This window comes from Pseudoalteromonas sp. (assembly GCF_041629635.1).
Taxonomy (GTDB): Bacteria; Pseudomonadota; Gammaproteobacteria; order Enterobacterales; family Alteromonadaceae; genus Pseudoalteromonas.
The window spans coordinates 1-15876 of sequence record NZ_JBFKMX010000084.1; the positions used below are offsets into that span (position 1 = coordinate 1).

General features: G+C 39.7%; 18 protein-coding genes and 1 tRNA gene. 12 read left to right on the forward strand and 7 right to left on the reverse strand.

The window, feature by feature from the left end:
- Both ABYD77_RS12370 and ABYD77_RS12375 read left to right on the forward strand, forming a co-directional pair.
- Positions 1-449 (forward strand): SPOR domain-containing protein (locus tag ABYD77_RS12370; protein WP_372770309.1); only part of this gene is annotated, 449 nt, incomplete at its 5' end.
- 77 nt (positions 450-526) lie between these two features.
- Positions 527-1366 (forward strand): Dam family site-specific DNA-(adenine-N6)-methyltransferase, encoded by an 840-nt coding sequence (locus ABYD77_RS12375; protein WP_274762146.1) that lies wholly within the window; start codon positions 527-529, stop codon positions 1364-1366.
- Here ABYD77_RS12375 and ABYD77_RS12380 read toward each other — a convergent pair.
- Positions 1363-1533, reverse strand: coding sequence for a DUF2970 domain-containing protein (locus ABYD77_RS12380; RefSeq protein ID WP_372770311.1), 171 nt, complete (start codon positions 1531-1533; stop codon positions 1363-1365). The genes ABYD77_RS12375 and ABYD77_RS12380 overlap by 4 nt on opposite strands.
- An 11-nt stretch (positions 1534-1544) precedes the next feature.
- Positions 1545-1853, reverse strand: coding sequence for a hypothetical protein (locus tag ABYD77_RS12385; RefSeq protein ID WP_372770313.1), 309 nt, complete (start codon positions 1851-1853; stop codon positions 1545-1547).
- Positions 1854-2083: 230 nt separating this feature from the next.
- Between ABYD77_RS12385 and rpe the strand changes: the two genes are divergently transcribed.
- The 10 genes from rpe to speD all read left to right on the forward strand — a co-directional run bounded on the left by rpe (position 2084) and on the right by speD (position 11673).
- The gene (gene rpe, locus ABYD77_RS12390) at positions 2084-2758 is read left to right on the forward strand and encodes a ribulose-phosphate 3-epimerase (protein ID WP_372770315.1); all 675 of its coding nucleotides are present in this window, start codon (positions 2084-2086) and stop codon (positions 2756-2758) included.
- 95 nt (positions 2759-2853) lie between these two features.
- Positions 2854-3858: a tryptophan--tRNA ligase gene (gene trpS, locus ABYD77_RS12395; protein WP_274762142.1), complete on the forward strand. Its 1005-nt coding sequence runs from the start codon at positions 2854-2856 to the stop codon at positions 3856-3858.
- 65 nt (positions 3859-3923) lie between these two features.
- Positions 3924-4508 carry an aminodeoxychorismate/anthranilate synthase component II gene (locus ABYD77_RS12400; RefSeq protein WP_372770317.1) on the forward strand — a complete coding sequence of 195 codons (585 nt, stop codon included), beginning with the start codon at positions 3924-3926 and terminating at the stop codon, positions 4506-4508.
- An 11-nt stretch (positions 4509-4519) separates the two neighbouring features.
- Positions 4520-5680 carry an HDOD domain-containing protein gene (locus ABYD77_RS12405; RefSeq protein WP_372770319.1) on the forward strand — a complete coding sequence of 387 codons (1161 nt, stop codon included), beginning with the start codon at positions 4520-4522 and terminating at the stop codon, positions 5678-5680.
- Positions 5681-5991: 311 nt separating this feature from the next.
- Positions 5992-7197: an aspartate aminotransferase family protein gene (locus ABYD77_RS12410; RefSeq protein WP_372770321.1), complete on the forward strand. Its 1206-nt coding sequence runs from the start codon at positions 5992-5994 to the stop codon at positions 7195-7197.
- 60 nt (positions 7198-7257) lie between these two features.
- Positions 7258-8280: an arginine N-succinyltransferase gene (gene astA / locus ABYD77_RS12415; RefSeq protein ID WP_372770323.1), complete on the forward strand. Its 1023-nt coding sequence runs from the start codon at positions 7258-7260 to the stop codon at positions 8278-8280.
- A gap of 19 nt (positions 8281-8299) precedes the next feature.
- Positions 8300-9766 (forward strand): succinylglutamate-semialdehyde dehydrogenase, encoded by a 1467-nt coding sequence (gene astD / locus ABYD77_RS12420; RefSeq protein ID WP_372770325.1) that lies wholly within the window; start codon positions 8300-8302, stop codon positions 9764-9766.
- Between the two features lie 160 nt (positions 9767-9926).
- Positions 9927-10265, forward strand: coding sequence for a DUF3802 family protein (locus ABYD77_RS12425; protein ID WP_372770327.1), 339 nt, complete (start codon positions 9927-9929; stop codon positions 10263-10265).
- Positions 10266-10358: 93 nt separating this feature from the next.
- Entirely contained in the window at positions 10359-10763 is a 405-nt protein-coding gene (locus ABYD77_RS12430; RefSeq protein ID WP_372770329.1) for an OsmC family protein, read from the forward strand.
- Between the two features lie 97 nt (positions 10764-10860).
- Positions 10861-11673, forward strand: coding sequence for an adenosylmethionine decarboxylase (gene speD, locus ABYD77_RS12435; RefSeq protein WP_372770331.1), 813 nt, complete (start codon positions 10861-10863; stop codon positions 11671-11673).
- Between the two features lie 290 nt (positions 11674-11963).
- Here the strand turns inward: speD and traF are convergent, their stop codons facing one another.
- The 5 genes from traF to ABYD77_RS12460 form a co-directional block, all read right to left on the reverse strand.
- Positions 11964-13406 (reverse strand): conjugal transfer protein TraF, encoded by a 1443-nt coding sequence (gene traF, locus ABYD77_RS12440; RefSeq protein ID WP_372770333.1) that lies wholly within the window; start codon positions 13404-13406, stop codon positions 11964-11966.
- A 205-nt stretch (positions 13407-13611) separates the two neighbouring features.
- Positions 13612-13688 (reverse strand) — tRNA-Ile (locus tag ABYD77_RS12445).
- Between the two features lie 190 nt (positions 13689-13878).
- Complete coding sequence (gene accC, locus ABYD77_RS12450) at positions 13879-15219, reverse strand: acetyl-CoA carboxylase biotin carboxylase subunit (protein ID WP_372770335.1); 1341 nt, start codon at positions 15217-15219, stop codon at positions 13879-13881.
- A 21-nt stretch (positions 15220-15240) separates the two neighbouring features.
- A complete protein-coding gene (accB, locus tag ABYD77_RS12455) occupies positions 15241-15705 on the reverse strand; it encodes an acetyl-CoA carboxylase biotin carboxyl carrier protein (RefSeq protein ID WP_372770337.1) in 465 nt (154 codons plus the stop codon).
- A gap of 41 nt (positions 15706-15746) precedes the next feature.
- The coding region (locus ABYD77_RS12460; RefSeq protein WP_372770339.1) for a type II 3-dehydroquinate dehydratase at positions 15747-15876 on the reverse strand (130 nt) is incomplete at its 5' end.

Genomic DNA, 15876 nt, shown 5'->3' on the forward strand with positions numbered 1-15876 from the left:
CAGAACAGCAGCCAGAACAGCAGCCAGAACAGCAGCCAGAACAGCAGCCAGAACAGCAGCCAGAACAGCAGCCAGAACAGCAGCCAGAACAGCAGCCAGAACAGCAGCCAGAACAGCAGCCAGAACCGCAGCCAGAACAACCCGTCAAAGTGCTTTCAGGTAATGCTTGGTTTTTATCTCAACCAAAAAACTATTACACCATTCAATTAATGGTGGTACGTGATAGGCAAGTGATCACAAATACTGTGATGCAAAACAATTTAACATCAACGCAAGTTTATGAAATAACAAAACAAAGCAATGTATTGCTTGGACTTACCTATGGTTTATTCGCAACATTAGAAGAGGCGCAACAAGCAAAAGCTCAACTACCCGAAAGATTGTTAAAGCAAGGTGCGTTTGCTAAATCATTAGATAAAATCCAGCAACAAATTCAAGCAAATAACTAAAGCCATAGTTTAGTCACTGTAGCTAGTGTAGAATAGCTCGCCTTAACGTAATTTATTAAGAAAAATAACCAGCTAGCATGAACAAAAAAACACGCGCATTTCTAAAATGGGCAGGCGGTAAATACAGCTTAGTTGAAGAGCTTTCAAAACGCTTACCAACAGCAGATACCTTAGTTGAACCTTTTGTTGGTGCTGGTTCTGTTTTCTTAAATACCCAGTTTAAACACTATATCTTGAACGATATAAATGCGGACCTCATTAATCTTTATAACGAGTTAAAGGATAATCCTGATGAGTTCATAGCAGATGCGCGAAAGTTATTTGTTGAAGTAAATAATGATGCCGATGTTTACTACGAATATCGTAAGCAATTTAACGAATCATCCGATGCTTATGAACGTGCAATTTTGTTCTTATATATGAACCGCCATGGTTACAATGGGTTATGCCGATATAATAAAAAAGGTATATTTAACGTACCGTTTGGGAAATATAAGCGTCCTTACTTTCCTGAACATGAGTTGTATTTTTTTGCTGAAAAAGCACAAAAAGCGACATTTACTTGTTTAAATTACGAAGAAGTATTTCAAGCTATTCCTGAAAATGCAGTTGTATACTGCGATCCACCTTATGTGCCTTTAAGTAAAACGGCTTCCTTCACCAGCTATGCCAAAGGTGGCTTTGATCTTGATGATCAGGCTAACTTGGCAAATCTTGCTGAAAGCCAAGCGTTTAATCAAGGTAATTCAGTACTTATTTCAAATCACGATACTTTGTGGACACGTAAGATCTATGCCCAAGCAAGCCTTGATGTGATCCAAGTAAAGCGCACTATTAGCCCTAAAGGGAATAAACGAAACAAAGTTGGTGAGTTAATGGCTCTTTATAAGTCGGCCAACGCCGATTTTGAAATTTAACTGATTACTAGGTTTACTACGACTACAATCGCCACAATTAACGCTAGAGTTAAGAATGATGCCAAAATAATGAGGTGTTTAGCAGATAAGTTTTGGAAGTCGTCTTGATGCTTTTTACTGCTTTGAACCCCAAATAATGCAGCAAAAATACTTTGTAAATACTGCATCATAAATTCCTTTATCTAATGTGGGCTGCGTAATTCGCTTTTGAATCTTTTCTGCCTGACTCAAGTAGCTCAAGTAGATCTAAATAATGAAACTGAGAACTGCGACTTTTACCTGATAACCAAGAAAACCAGCTTTGGTTTGCTGCTCTTGCTTGGCAACTGCCCATAGGCAAGTAATGAGAATTGTTAGCTTGTAATTGCGAAGGGCAATTACAGTTTGTTGAAGCTGTGTTGGTATTTGTAATCCAAGAATAAGAAGCCGCAGAAAACACCGTAAATGCTGTAGCAATCACAGTATGTTTAATTCCATTGCTGAACATAAATATGCCCCTTCCCATTAGTAACCTGACTAAAGCTTAACCAAGTTTTAGGAACAACACAACGGTAATTTAACGCAAAATAGACTAACTCCATCTCAAATTATGTTATAAATGTTAACTATTTGTAAAGGTGTTTTTTGAAGAAAAATAGGTTAGAGTATAAGGCGCTTATAATCGAGCAAATCTCTATTCCCGTTCAATGTGTTAACAGAAAAATTTAAGGAAGTGTTATGTCGCAGTATTTAATTGCACCTTCTATTCTCTCGGCTGACTTTGCTCGTTTAGGTGAAGAAGTTGAAAATGTTTTAAAAGCCGGTGCTGATGTGGTGCATTTTGATGTAATGGATAACCACTATGTACCCAATTTAACAATTGGCCCGATGGTCTGCAAAGCGCTGCGTGATTATGGTATTGAGGCACCAATTGATGTGCATTTAATGGTGAAACCTGTTGATACTCTTATTCCTATGTTTGCACAAGCGGGTGCCAGCATTATTACCTTTCACCCTGAAGCAAGTGAACATGTTGACCGTACTTTATCGCTGATTAAAGAACACGGCTGTAAAGCTGGCCTTGTGTTAAACCCAGCAACACCGCTTACATGTTTAGAGTATGTTATGGACAAACTAGACGTTATCTTATTAATGTCAGTCAACCCAGGGTTTGGTGGCCAGAAATTTATCCCTAATACGCTTGATAAACTTCGAGCTGTGCGCAAACTAATCGACCAATCTGGTTATGATATTCGCCTAGAAATCGATGGTGGGGTAAATGTTGACAACATTGCTGAAATTGCAGATGCGGGTGCGGATATGTTTGTTGCAGGTTCTGCGATATTCAATCAACCAGATTATAAACAAGTGATTGATAAAATGCGTGAGCAATTGGCACACGTTAAATCTTAAAAATATGAAATTCAGGTCGACAAATACTTGCTTCCATTGTCGAAGCATTTAAAATTGTCGGCCTTATTTGTAAATTAAATTAGTAAAGGTAAATCATGACAAAGCCTGTAGTGTTAAGTGGCATTCAGCCCACCGGCGGTATGACAATTGGTAATTATATCGGTGCCATTAACCAGTGGCTTAAGTTGCAAGAAGATCATGATTGTTACTTTATGCTTGTTGATTTACACGCATTAACCGTTCGCCAAGAGCCTGAAGTTTTAAAACAACGTGTGCTTGATGGTATTGCGCTTTACGCTGCGTGTGGCATCGACCCTGAAAAGTCAGCTTTATTTGTGCAATCACAAGTGCCTGAACATGCGCAACTGGGTTGGGTTTTAAACTGTTATGCGCAAATGGGTGAGCTTAACCGCATGACTCAGTTTAAAGACAAGTCAGCAAAAAATGCCAACAATATCAATGTAGGTTTATTCAGTTACCCAGTTTTGCAAGCCGCAGATATTCTGCTTTATCAAGCGGATCAAGTGCCTGTGGGTGAAGATCAAAAGCAACACTTAGAATTAACCCGCGATATCGCTACGCGTTTTAATAACTTATACGGCGACGTATTTAAAATTCCAGAGCCGTACATTCCAGAGTTCGGTGCTCGTGTAATGAGTCTGCAAGATCCGACTAAAAAAATGTCTAAGTCGGATGATAATCCTAATGGATACATCATGTTGCTAGATGAGCCTAAAAAGATCGAGAAAAAGCTTAAAAAAGCGGTTACCGATTCAGACGAGCAAGCACGTATTTACTTTGACACGCAGGAAAAAGCTGGTGTTTCTAACTTATTAACACTGTTATCTGTAGCTACTGGCAAAACAATTGATGAATTAGTGCCTACATACGAAGATAAAATGTATGGCCACCTGAAGAAAGATACTGCTGAAGCTGTAGTTAACATGATTGAGCCTATTCAAGCGCGCTTTAAAGAAATTCGTGAAGATCAATCACTACTTAATAGCATTATGAAATCGGGCGCTGAAAAAGCAGGCGAACGTGCCGAAGCAACGCTTAAATCGGTTTACAACGCGCTTGGTATGATCCCTCGTCCTTAATAGAGCGTTTTAACGTAAAATAAGAGCCAGGCGTTGCCTGGCTTTTCTATAAATAGGTATATTTCATGCTGTTAATGATTGATAACTATGATTCGTTTACTTACAACCTTGTGCAATATTTTCAACGCCTTGATGTTGATGTTAAGGTTGTGCGTAATGACGAAATCTCTGTATCTGAAATAGCAAATTTAAAACCTCAATATGTGGTGCTTTCGCCAGGCCCTTGCACCCCAAATGAAGCCGGTATTTCACTTGCTGTGGTAAACCAATTAAAAGGTAAGTTACCTATTTTGGGTATATGTCTTGGTCACCAAACAATTGCGCAAGCGCTAGGCGCGCAAGTTATTCGTGCGAAACAAGTTATGCATGGAAAAACGTCAAAAATAATCCATACTAATCAAGGGGTATTTAGCAATTTACCCAATCCATTAGAAGTGTGCCGTTATCATTCTCTGGTTGTTGAAAAGGCAAGTATACCTAAAGAGCTTAAAGTGACAGCTTGGAGCCAAAGTCCAGAAGGTTTGCAAGATGAGATCATGGGTATCCAGCATGAAAGCATGGCATTGGAAGGTGTGCAATTTCATCCAGAAGCGATTTTGACCCAATCTGGAGTGGCGTTGCTTAATAACTTTATCACTAAGTATCGGTAACTAACGTTTAAATGAATACAGCTACAAAGCAAAAATGGCAGGCAGAAATGCTGCTTGGCAGATTTCATGACTTATTGTTGGGACAAAAATTTGCTCACCAACAAATAGGCTATATTCATACACTTGATATTGATTACGGCGAGCCATTGCCAGTTCGTAAATTGCTGAAAGTTGAGCAAATTGCGGCTAAGGCTCGCGAGCAAATAGATTCTAAGAATGAACAATTTATAGTTGATGTGAACGCCGATTTACACCAACAAATTGAAAATGAAATTGACACGCTGCTGAGCGATATTGATTACATTTATAAAGAAATTATTCAAATCCAAGATAATATTCCCGCTACTTTAGATATCTTGGCTGTAAAGTCGGCTTCGGTGGGGCGCATTGATCCCTTAATCACTGATTTGCATTGGTTAGGCGAAGATATCTTAAAGTTAATCAATTTGCCTCAATATCGAAATGAGAAAGATCCGGCGAAAGCTGTGCGGGTCGATAATGTATCATTAGCCCTTCGCTATATCGGTTTAGATAACTTAAAACTGATAGTGCCAACGTTTTCATTAAAACATTGGACGCCGCATAGTACCGCACCGTTTGAAATGTTAAAGCGCAAGCTTTGGGAAACAGGCATGGCTGCTGGTATTGCATCCCGCAAATTAGCAGAATTAAATAACCAAGATCCATACCAATCATTTGTGTTAGGTATGTTCCATGGCATCGGGAATATGGCATTAATAAGACTATATTTACGTCTATTTGATGGCTTTTGGGAGAAAAATGCCCGTGAAGCACGTGAAAAAGGCGAAAAACAACGTCACTCTGCTCTAACTGAATTAAAACCAGATGCGCTGTTTTTACGTAACCTCTTAGTCGAAAAAGGACCAGATGTATCATGTGCTTTAATTGAACATATGGCGCTTAAATACATTCCTATAACATCAGCAATGCGAGAAATTGCGGAAAATACTCCGTTTGAAGTGTGTTCACCATTAGCGCAAACGGTACTTAAAGGTCGAGCATATAGTCACTATAAGTTTTTGCAAAAACATACCCTAATCGAACCAGACGAAGCAAAAGCGCTCTTTACCCACCATAAATTCACTGCCAATGAGTTAAAACAATTGGCCAGCACTAGTTTGCAGAACTTGCAATTACGCATTGAGCGTTAACAAAACGCACTTTTTTCACATTTTTTTACGCCTAATCATGCAAGGTGAATAAATTTCATTAAATAAACTAATTACTAGGCTACATAGTAAGGTGTGATAGAACACTGCGCCATAGAACAAAATAGTTATTCATATAACATGAAATATTATCCGAAAGCCTTGTATTTAAAGGTGTTGACGCTATTTTTAATGAAGACAGCTGGGTATTTTTCTGGAATAATGATAGTCCGAATTTTGCCCGATCTAGCGGGCTTAGGTGTCACAAAAGTGTAATTAAACGATGTGCACCGAAAAATTGATGAGGAGTAAAAATGACAGTTTCAAGAGCATTATTTGACCAAGTAATGGTACCTAACTATTCACCTTCAGCGGTTATTCCAGTAAAAGGCGAAGGTTCACGAGTATGGGATCAACAAGATAACGAGTATGTCGACTTTGCTGGAGGCATTGCGGTTAACTGCTTAGGTCACTGTCATCCTGCGCTCGTTTCTGCACTGAAAGAGCAAGGTGAAAAATTATGGCACTTATCAAATGTATGGGCGAATGAACCAGCGCTTCGCTTAGCTGAAAAGTTAACGAAAGCAACGTTTGCAGAAAAGGTTTACTTTGCAAACTCAGGTGCTGAAGCAAATGAAGCAGCTTTAAAACTTGCACGTCGTTGGGCGCTTGATAATTTTGGTGAGCAAAAATCGCAAATTATTTCATTTAATAAAGGCTTCCACGGCCGTACATTCTTCACAGTAACGGTTGGTGGCCAAGCTGCTTACTCTGATGGCTTTGGCCCTAAGCCAGGCGATATCGCACATGCTGACTACAACGACTTAGCGTCACTTGAAGCACTTATTTCAGATAAAACATGTGCTGTTATGCTAGAGCCGTTACAAGGTGAAGGTGGTGTGGTAAGCCCTTCGGCAGAATTTATGCAAGGCGTACGCGAGCTATGTGATAAACATAATGCGTTACTTATTTTTGATGAAGTTCAAACGGGTGTTGGCCGTACTGGTGACCTATATGCTTACCAAGGTTTAGGTGTTACTCCTGATATTCTATCTACAGCAAAAGCATTAGGCGGTGGTTTCCCTATCGGTGCAATGCTAACAACAACTGATATTGCGAAGCACCTTAAAGTAGGTACTCACGGTTCTACCTATGGTGGTAACCCATTAGCGTGTGCAGTTGCAGAGGCAGCATTCGATACTGTTAATACACCAGAAGTACTTGAAGGCGTAAAGGCAAAAGAAGCGTTATTTAAAGAGCTACTTGCTGAGATTAATGCTGAATTTAACGTGTTTTCAGAAGTGCGTGGTAAAGGTTTGCTACTTGGTTTAGCCCTTACTGATGAATATAAAGGCCGTGCGAAAGACTTTATGATGGCTGGTGTTGAACACGGTGTAATGGCACTTGTTGCTGGTGCAGACGTTATTCGTTTCACGCCTTCACTAGTAATTCCTGAAGCTGATATCCGTGAAGGTATGGCTCGTTTTGCAAAAGCTGTAGCACAAGTTGTTAATGGCTAAGAGCAAAGGTAGAAAAGCAGCATTTGTCTGCTTTTCTTAATTTTACTAAAGGGGCTACCAATGATTATCGTTCGTCCGATTAAAAGCTCGGATTATCCAGCTTTAATGAAGATTGCTGAAGATTCAGGTCATGGCTTCACTTCTTTGCCGCAAAATGAAGATCTACTTAAATCTAAAATAGCACGCTCAGAGCATAGTTTTAGCAAAGCAGTGACTCATCCTGAAGATGAAGGTTACTTATTTGTAATGGAAGACTTGGCAACAGGTGAAGTTGTGGGTACTTCGGCAATTGAAGCTGCTGTGGGCTTAGATGACGCATTTTACCATTATCACTTAAGTAAAGTGATCCACTCTTCTCGTGAACTGAATGTTTACAAAGCCGTGGATATTCTCACTTTATGTAATGATTATACGGGTGCTACCGAGTTATGTACCTTGTATTTACAAGATCATTACCGCAGAGGTGGAAATGGTAAGTTGTTATCCAAAATGCGTTTTATGTTTATGAATGCTCATGCTGAACGTTTTGCTGACAAAGTGTTAGCTGAAATGCGCGGTGTGTCTGATGAAAATGGTGAAAGCCCATTTTGGCAGTGGTTAGAAGAGCACTTCTTCTCAATGGATTTCCCAACTGCCGATTATCTGACTGGTATTGGTCAAAAAGTATTTATTGCAGAGTTAATGCCGAAATATCCAATTTATGTGAATCTTTTAAGCAAAGATGCGCAAGCAGTAATTGGTCAAGTGCATGAAAAAACACGTCCTGCAATTGAGTTACTTAAAAATGAAGGTTTCACCTTCAATGGTTATGTCGATATTTTTGATGCTGGACCAACGGTTGAAGCTGATATTAGTAATATCAAAACAATCCGTGATTGCCAAAACCGCACTGTGGTTATTGGTGAAATAAAAGCAGATGCAAGCCAAAGTTATATGCTTTCAAATCATAAGTTGGTTGACTTTAGAGCATTACTATCGACAATGACCTTGGATGCAAACAGCGACACAGTCACTTTGTCAGCTGAACTTGCAAATGCGCTACATGTTTCTGAAGGTGATGTGATTACTGTCGCACCACTTTAAATAGTTAGGAGAAATTGAGATGACTCACGCCGCTCAGTTTATAAATGGCCAGTGGTTAGCTGGTGAAGGAGCTGAATTTAGCTCGTTAAACCCTGCAAAGGGGGAAGTAATTTGGTCTGCAACGGCTGCTACAGCAGAGCAAGTTGATGCTGCAATTAAAGCAGCTCGTGAAGCATTCTACAGCTGGACAGATTTATCATTTGAACAACGCTTAGAGATTGTTAAAAAGTTTGCTGAGCAGCTTGCAGAAAATAAAGACGAGTTAGCTGAAGCTATCGCTCGTGAAACGGGTAAACCACTTTGGGAAACGGCAACAGAAGTTGGCGCAATGATTGGTAAAATCGGTATTTCTGAAAAAGCGTATTTAGAGCGTACAGGTACAGTTGAAAACCCAATGCCACAAGGTCGTGCTGTGATCCGTCACAAAGCGCATGGTGTTGTAGCTGTATTTGGCCCTTATAACTTCCCTGGTCACTTACCTAACGGTCACATTGTACCTGCACTACTTGCTGGTAACACAGTGATTTTCAAACCGTCAGAATTAACCCCTATGGTTGCGGAACTAACACTAAAACTGTGGGAAAAAGCAGGTTTACCTAAAGGTGTTATTAACCTAGTACAAGGTGAAGTTGAAACTGGCAAGGCACTTGCGTCTCACCGTGGTATTGATGGTCTATTCTTTACTGGTTCATCGCGTACTGGTCACTTAATTCACCAGCAGTATGGTGGCCAACCTGGTAAGATTCTAGCGCTAGAAATGGGTGGTAATAACCCACTTATCGTAAAAGATGCTGCTGATACAAATGCAGTTGTACACGATATTATTCAATCTGCGTTCGTATCGAGCGGTCAGCGTTGTACGTGTGCACGTAAGTTATTCTTACCTGCAGGTGAGCAAGGTGATGTTATTCTTGCCAAACTAATCGAAGCAACAAAAGCAATTAAAGTTGGTTTTTATGATGATGAAGACCAGCCATTTATGGGATCAATGATCTCAGAAGCTGCTGCAAAATCGATGATGGATGCACAAGCTCAATTACAATCACTCGGTGGTGAATCACTGATTGAGATGACACACACTGCGGGGACTGGTTTTGTTACTCCAGCAATCATTGAATGTACTAATATTGCTGACTTCCCAGATGAAGAGCATTTTGGCCCATTACTGAAAGTGTTCCGTTACACTGATTTTGATGCTGCCATTGAGAAAGGTAATGACACAGACTACGGTCTTTCTGCTGGCCTTTTAAGTGACAATGCTGCGGATTATGACCACTTCTTACGTCGTATCCGTGCGGGTATTGTAAACTGGAACCGCCCAATTACAGGTGCATCAAGTGCTGCACCATTTGGTGGTATTGGCGCTTCTGGTAACCACAGAGCAAGTGCTTACTACGCTGCAGACTACTGTGCTTACCCAGTTGCATCAGTTGAGCTTGAAAAAGTTGAAATGCCTGCAACATTAAGCCCAGGTATTAAAATTTAGTACTTGGTTTAATTATAAAAAGCAGCGCAAGCTGCTTTTTTTATGTCTATAGTTAAGTTAGCTAGCCATGGCTGCAACTAATGAAAAAGTATAGGCTGGTATTCACGAAGTTAATCTGCTTAAAATAGAAGCAAGCGAATAAAGTGTAGTAGGAAATCACATGGTAATTGATAAGCATGGTTATGATGAGCTCATAATGTATTTAACAGAACATTTATCCTTGTTCGAAAAGTCGGGTGAAGTTCGTCTTGGAGCACCAACAGTCATGGCGCTTATCGAAGATGATATTGCTGAGCAAATTATTAACTTTTGCATGCAGCACGAAGACTTAAGTGTTGATGACCGAAGTGTGATTATGCGAGAAGTTGATGGCATTGTGTATGATTTGCAGGAAGTGTTATCTGGCGTTGTGAATCAACCTGTAACTATAGAGCAGCATGCATTTATTGATGAATTTGCTGGCTTAGTAAAAAATCTATTCGATTCTGCTGTTTCATAACTTAGAGTCAAACTGTTAGTTAGCCTCTTTTTATTGCTATCTTTTTTTGCTTGCATACAATCGTTGTTAGATAAATAAACAAGAGTGTAAATAATGCAAGCAAATGTGAAATGGGTTGATGGTGATACCTTTGTTGGTCTTTCTAATTCTGGCCATAACGTAGTCTTTGATACTGGTAGTGATAGCGCAGCACCAAGCCCTATGGAAATGGTGTTAATGTCAGCGGGTTGTTGTTCTTCTGTTGATGTCGTTAGCATTTTACAAAAATCAAAGCAGACCTTTTCTAATCTTGAAGTGAAACTTTCTGCTGAGCGTGCTGAAACCACACCGCGAGTTTTTACTAAAATTAACCTACACTTTGTGGTTACCGGTAAAGATGTTTCTGAAAAACACCTTGCAAGAGCGATTAGCTTGTCTGCTGAAAAATATTGTTCAGTGGCGCTAATGCTAGATAAAACGGTAGATATTACACATAGCTACGAGATCATTTCAGAATAGCGAAAATAGTGCTTTTGTGCTGGTGGATTTTCATATAAAATCCGCCATCTTCAAATGCGAAATCGCGATTATTTTATACAATTGAGGGTGGTTTATAGTGCCAAAGCCATTTAAAAAATTAAAGTTACACGGTTTTAATAACTTAACAAAAAGCCTTAGCTTTAGTATTTATGACGTGTGTTATGCAAAAACACCACAACAACGTAAAGAATATATTGAATATATTGACGAACAGTACAGTGCTGAGCGCTTAACTGATATTTTAGGCGAAGTAGTTGATATTATCGGTGCAAATATTCTGAATGTTGCGCGCCAAGACTATGACCCTCAAGGTGCAAGTGTAACCATTCTTATCTCTGAAGAGCCTGTTGCTGATGCAACTGAGCAACAAGAAGAGCCAGGTCCACTGCCAGATTCAGTTGTAGCGCATTTGGATAAAAGCCATATCTGTGTTCACACATACCCAGAAGAACATCCTCATGATGGTATTTGTACGTTCCGTGCTGATATTGAGGTTTCAACCTGTGGTGTAATCTCACCGTTAAAGGCGTTAAACTTTCTAATTCATTCGCTTGAATCAGATATCGTAACAATCGACTATCGGGTACGTGGCTTTACCCGTGATGTTGACGGTAAGAAACATTACATTGATCACGATATTAACTCGATTCAAAACTTTATGTCTGAAGATACTCAAGATGCGTATCAAATTATTGACGTAAATATGTATCAGGAAAACTTATTCCACACGAAGATGTTACTGAAAGAAACAGATTTAAATGCCTATCTATTCGGCATTACAACAGATGATTTATCTGAAGAAGAGCAAGCAGAAATTCGTCATAAGCTGACTCGTGAAATGCATGAAATATTCTACGGTCGAAACTATCCGGCAGATTCGGCAATCTAATAAAAAAGGCGCTTTAAGCGCCTTTTTTATTGATTTTTATCTTCTCCAGAAATTATGTTTAAGTAACATTAAAATAGTAAATCATCGCTCTGTTATGTAATAAACTTACCTGACATTGCAAGGTAAAGAAAAAGATTCCCTGTAAAAATATCTAACTTGGACTACTAGGTAAAACGACAAGTTTGCAAATTAGAAATATAATTTCCTAACAATTATGCTAGCGTTTATAGATTAGAGTTTTTATAACAGCATGTAGGAAAATATCTTAAAAAATATCGTAGCTACTCTTACTAATAATCAAGCTGCACACCTAGTGAAATACTTAAGCCCCGCATGTATTTCTGTTCTTCAATTTCAACCGTATTGAGTGTTGAAGCGACATCTAAGTTGATAAATTTCATAAAAGTTAAGCCTGCATTTAAATAAGATAACTCTGAACCCGTCAAATTACGACTAAAACCAACGCGAGCACTGGGTAACCACCAACTATCTGCAGCATAGCCTGCGTTAAAGTTTAGCCATTGAAATTTATCTAGCATAGGATCATGGATTGGGTTGGCATCTACTTCCATGCTAAAGCTCCACTTATGATCTTCGCTAAAAAGAGCAGTTTGTAAGGTGAGTTGACGTTCTAACGTCAAGTGTTCGTTTCTATCGAGTTCGTTTAGCACGTAAGAGGAGTTAAAGCGGCGTCGATCAATCTTAGGAAAACTGTAATCACTTTCAAAAGCATTTTTTAAATGACCAGCAATAAGGTAGTTATTACTTGCAAATGAAACACCAAAGTCCACATCAAAGCCATTTTGATAACGGTAATCTCCGTTTTTAATATCATCAAAAATAGCCTCCGCATCTTCAAGGTCACCAATGCGCACCCCGAGATTTGTCATGCCAATATTATAAAATGTTGGTTTAATGCCCCAATACAGCGTGCCATAGTCATTTTCAAACTGTACGCGAGAGTAGGATAGATTAATTTTGCTAATTCGGGCTGACTTTACTAGCAGCAAGCTATCATTAGTAACAACTAGCTTAATACCTTTATTTTGCGGGTTATAATACATTTTTAAACCTGCACTTAAATCCAGTTCTTGAAGACCATCATCTTCATCAAAGTCAGGGATCCGCATAAGTTCATTTTTAGCTTGTTCAGCATCAAATTGGATTTGCTCTAAAATTCCCTGGGCTTTTGAGTAACCTGTATAGCTAGCACCAAATAAAATACTTCCGCCATAAACATTGGTACTCACTAAAAAAGGGGCTTCCAAACCTAATTCAGCTTTTCCGTAGCCTTCTGTTGCAATGAGAGCCAGCAGGCTGGCGAGTGATACAACTTGATCTTTTACTATGCTTAAGCGCGATTCCAGGTCAGGGTACTGTTCAAAGACTTTATCCCAGTCTATTAAGTCAGGTTTCTCAATTGGATGTGTTGGCGACCCTGGAGGAGGAGCAGATGGTTCAAAATCGCCAGATAATTTATTGTAGGCATCAAATAATTCGTCTAAGTCGCCATACTCAAGTGAAGCTGTGCCATTTATCATGCCGCCAGTCATAACATGTGCATCATCTTTCTTAACGACTAATGCAGTATTGGCAGGATTAGCATCACTACTTAAAGCGCGTTGAGAAAAATAGAGTTTAGTATGCTTAGACTGAATATCTGCAATCGCATGATGACTTACAAAGGCTACTACGCAAAGGCTTAGCTTTAAATATTTCGGAAAAAAACGCATACAGAACTCGCATTTATACTTTATTCGGCTAAGTATACAAAATATACGATTTTGAGCGCAACTTAATGTTGGTAAAGGAATTTATTACTTAATTAGCTATCTTGCTATTTCGTTAAAGATAAATAGTTATTCTAAAATAGGATGTACAAAGGATTATTTTTTAAAAGTTTAAGTTCGTTATTCTAAAGAGGGTATAAGTAGAAAATGGTGGCCCCACCTGGACTTGAACCAGGGACCTACCGATTATGAGTCGGGTGCTCTAACCAACTGAGCTATAGGGCCATTTAGACGCGTTATTTATCAAGTTTGATAACTAAGCGGGGTGAAGTATAAAAAGTTTTATAAGCCTTGTCACTAACCAATTCGGTAAAAAATGTATTTTATTTATCAATTGATTATTTAATGTTCGCTTGGCTTAAAGATAATAATAAGTGACAAAAAAGCCAGCGGTAGCTGGCTTTTTTATTAGTATTTATAATCCTAGTTTCTTCTCTAAATAGTGGATGTTTGTGCCACCATTATGGAAGTTTTCATCAGCAAGGATTTTCTTGTGAAGTGGGGTGTTGGTTTTAATACCATCAATTACTAATTCGTTAAGTGCGTTTTTAGCACGTGCAATCGCCACATCACGGTTTTCACCATAAGTGATCAGCTTGCCGATCATTGAATCGTAATGAGGTGGTACTGAGTAGTCAGCATAAATGTGGCTATCCCAACGAATACCTAAACCGCCAGCAGGGTGGAATCGTGTGATTTTACCTGGTGATGGAATAAATGTTTCAGGGTCTTCCGCATTAATACGACATTCAATCGCGTGGCCACGAATTACAATATCATCTTGTGTAATTGAAAGCGGTTGACCAGCTGCAATTTTTAATTGCTCTTTGATTAGGTCGATACCTGTAACCATCTCGGTTACAGGGTGTTCTACCTGAATACGCGTATTCATTTCAATAAAGTAGAACTCGCCGTTTTCGTATAGGAACTCAAAAGTACCAGCACCACGGTAACCAATTTCAACACACGCTCGAGTACAACGCTCACCGATGTTTTTACGCATTTCTGCAGTAATACCTGGTGCAGGTGCTTCTTCCACTACTTTTTGATGGCGACGCTGCATAGAGCAGTCACGCTCACCTAAGTGAATTGCATTACCTTGACCATCAGCAAGTACTTGAATTTCAATGTGGCGTGGGTTTTCAAGGAATTTTTCCATGTAAACCATACCGTTATTGAAGAATTGCTTTGCTTCAGTTTGTGTTAATGCGATTGAATCTAGTAGCTCTTGCTCGCTGCGAACAACACGCATACCACGACCACCGCCGCCGCCTGCCGCTTTAATGATTACAGGGTAACCAATACGCTTTGCGATTTGCTTGTTGCGCTCATTGTCATCTGTAAGTGGGCCATCTGAACCTGGTACGCACGGCACGCCCGCTTTACGCATAGCTTCGATTGCCGATACCTTGTCACCCATTAAACGAATTGTATCGCCTTTTGGACCGATGAAAATAAAGCCACTTTGCTCAACTTGGTCAGCAAAATCAGCATTTTCAGAAAGGAAACCGTAACCCGGGTGAATTGCAACGGCATCTGTTACTTCTGCTGCAGCAATAATACGTGTGGTATCTAAGTAACTTTCAGATGCTGCCGGCTTACCAATACAAATAGTTTCGTCCGCAAGTAAAACGTGTTTTAAGTCTTTGTCTGCAGTAGAGTGAACCGCCACGGTTTTAATACCGAGCTCTTTACATGCGCGTAGCACACGCAGGGCGATTTCGCCTCGGTTAGCAATTACAACTTTATCTAACATAAGTGTTGCCTTCTGCGTGTATTATTCGATTACAAATAGTGGTTGGTCGAACTCAACAGCATCTTCGTTATCTACTAAGATTGCTTTAACAACACCAGCTTTATCAGATTCGATTTGGTTCATCATTTTCATTGCTTCAACGATACATAATGTGTCACCGACATTTACCTTATCGCCAACTTCAACGTATGAAGGAGCTTCTGGTGAAGATGCACGGTAGAAAGTACCTACCATTGGAGATTTTACTTGGTGACCAGAAACAACCGCTGGCGCTGCTTCTTCTGAAGCTGCTGCCGCAGGTGCTGCAGCTGGAGCCGCTGCTACAGGTGCTGCAGCTGGCGCCGCCGCATAATGAATTGGTGCTGCCACAGGTGCAGAGCTGTGACGATTAATACGTACTGACTCTTCACCTTCAGTGATTTCTAATTCAGCAATACCTGATTCTTCAACAAGTTCAATAAGCTTTTTGATTTTGCGAATATCCATTCTAACGACCCGCCTTTTTAATAATTTATTTAAATGTGTGTTTAGCGATCGGCTAAGATAGCATCTAATGCCATTTTGTAACCGTTCGCACCAAATCCGCAGAGCACGCCTTTTGCAACATCACTAAAATAGGAGTGATGGCGAAATGCTTCCCTTTGATAAATATTTGAG

What these genes read in the sequence shown, in the direction of transcription:
- ABYD77_RS12400 (WP_372770317.1), top strand. Translation starts at nt 3,924, where the DNA reads ATGCTGTTAATGATTGATAACTATGATTCGTTTACTTACAACCTTGTG.
- ABYD77_RS12410 (WP_372770321.1), top strand. Translation starts at nt 5,992, where the DNA reads ATGACAGTTTCAAGAGCATTATTTGACCAAGTAATGGTACCTAACTAT.
- accC (WP_372770335.1), bottom strand. Translation starts at nt 15,219, where the DNA reads ATGTTAGATAAAGTTGTAATTGCTAACCGAGGCGAAATCGCCCTGCGT.
- ABYD77_RS12425 (WP_372770327.1), top strand. Translation starts at nt 9,927, where the DNA reads ATGGTAATTGATAAGCATGGTTATGATGAGCTCATAATGTATTTAACA.
- rpe (WP_372770315.1), top strand. Translation starts at nt 2,084, where the DNA reads ATGTCGCAGTATTTAATTGCACCTTCTATTCTCTCGGCTGACTTTGCT.
- ABYD77_RS12405 (WP_372770319.1), top strand. Translation starts at nt 4,520, where the DNA reads ATGAATACAGCTACAAAGCAAAAATGGCAGGCAGAAATGCTGCTTGGC.
- ABYD77_RS12380 (WP_372770311.1), bottom strand. Translation starts at nt 1,533, where the DNA reads ATGCAGTATTTACAAAGTATTTTTGCTGCATTATTTGGGGTTCAAAGC.
- accB (WP_372770337.1), bottom strand. Translation starts at nt 15,705, where the DNA reads ATGGATATTCGCAAAATCAAAAAGCTTATTGAACTTGTTGAAGAATCA.
- ABYD77_RS12375 (WP_274762146.1), top strand. Translation starts at nt 527, where the DNA reads ATGAACAAAAAAACACGCGCATTTCTAAAATGGGCAGGCGGTAAATAC.
- trpS (WP_274762142.1), top strand. Translation starts at nt 2,854, where the DNA reads ATGACAAAGCCTGTAGTGTTAAGTGGCATTCAGCCCACCGGCGGTATG.
- astA (WP_372770323.1), top strand. Translation starts at nt 7,258, where the DNA reads ATGATTATCGTTCGTCCGATTAAAAGCTCGGATTATCCAGCTTTAATG.
- ABYD77_RS12430 (WP_372770329.1), top strand. Translation starts at nt 10,359, where the DNA reads ATGCAAGCAAATGTGAAATGGGTTGATGGTGATACCTTTGTTGGTCTT.
- traF (WP_372770333.1), bottom strand. Translation starts at nt 13,406, where the DNA reads ATGCGTTTTTTTCCGAAATATTTAAAGCTAAGCCTTTGCGTAGTAGCC.
- ABYD77_RS12385 (WP_372770313.1), bottom strand. Translation starts at nt 1,853, where the DNA reads ATGTTCAGCAATGGAATTAAACATACTGTGATTGCTACAGCATTTACG.
- astD (WP_372770325.1), top strand. Translation starts at nt 8,300, where the DNA reads ATGACTCACGCCGCTCAGTTTATAAATGGCCAGTGGTTAGCTGGTGAA.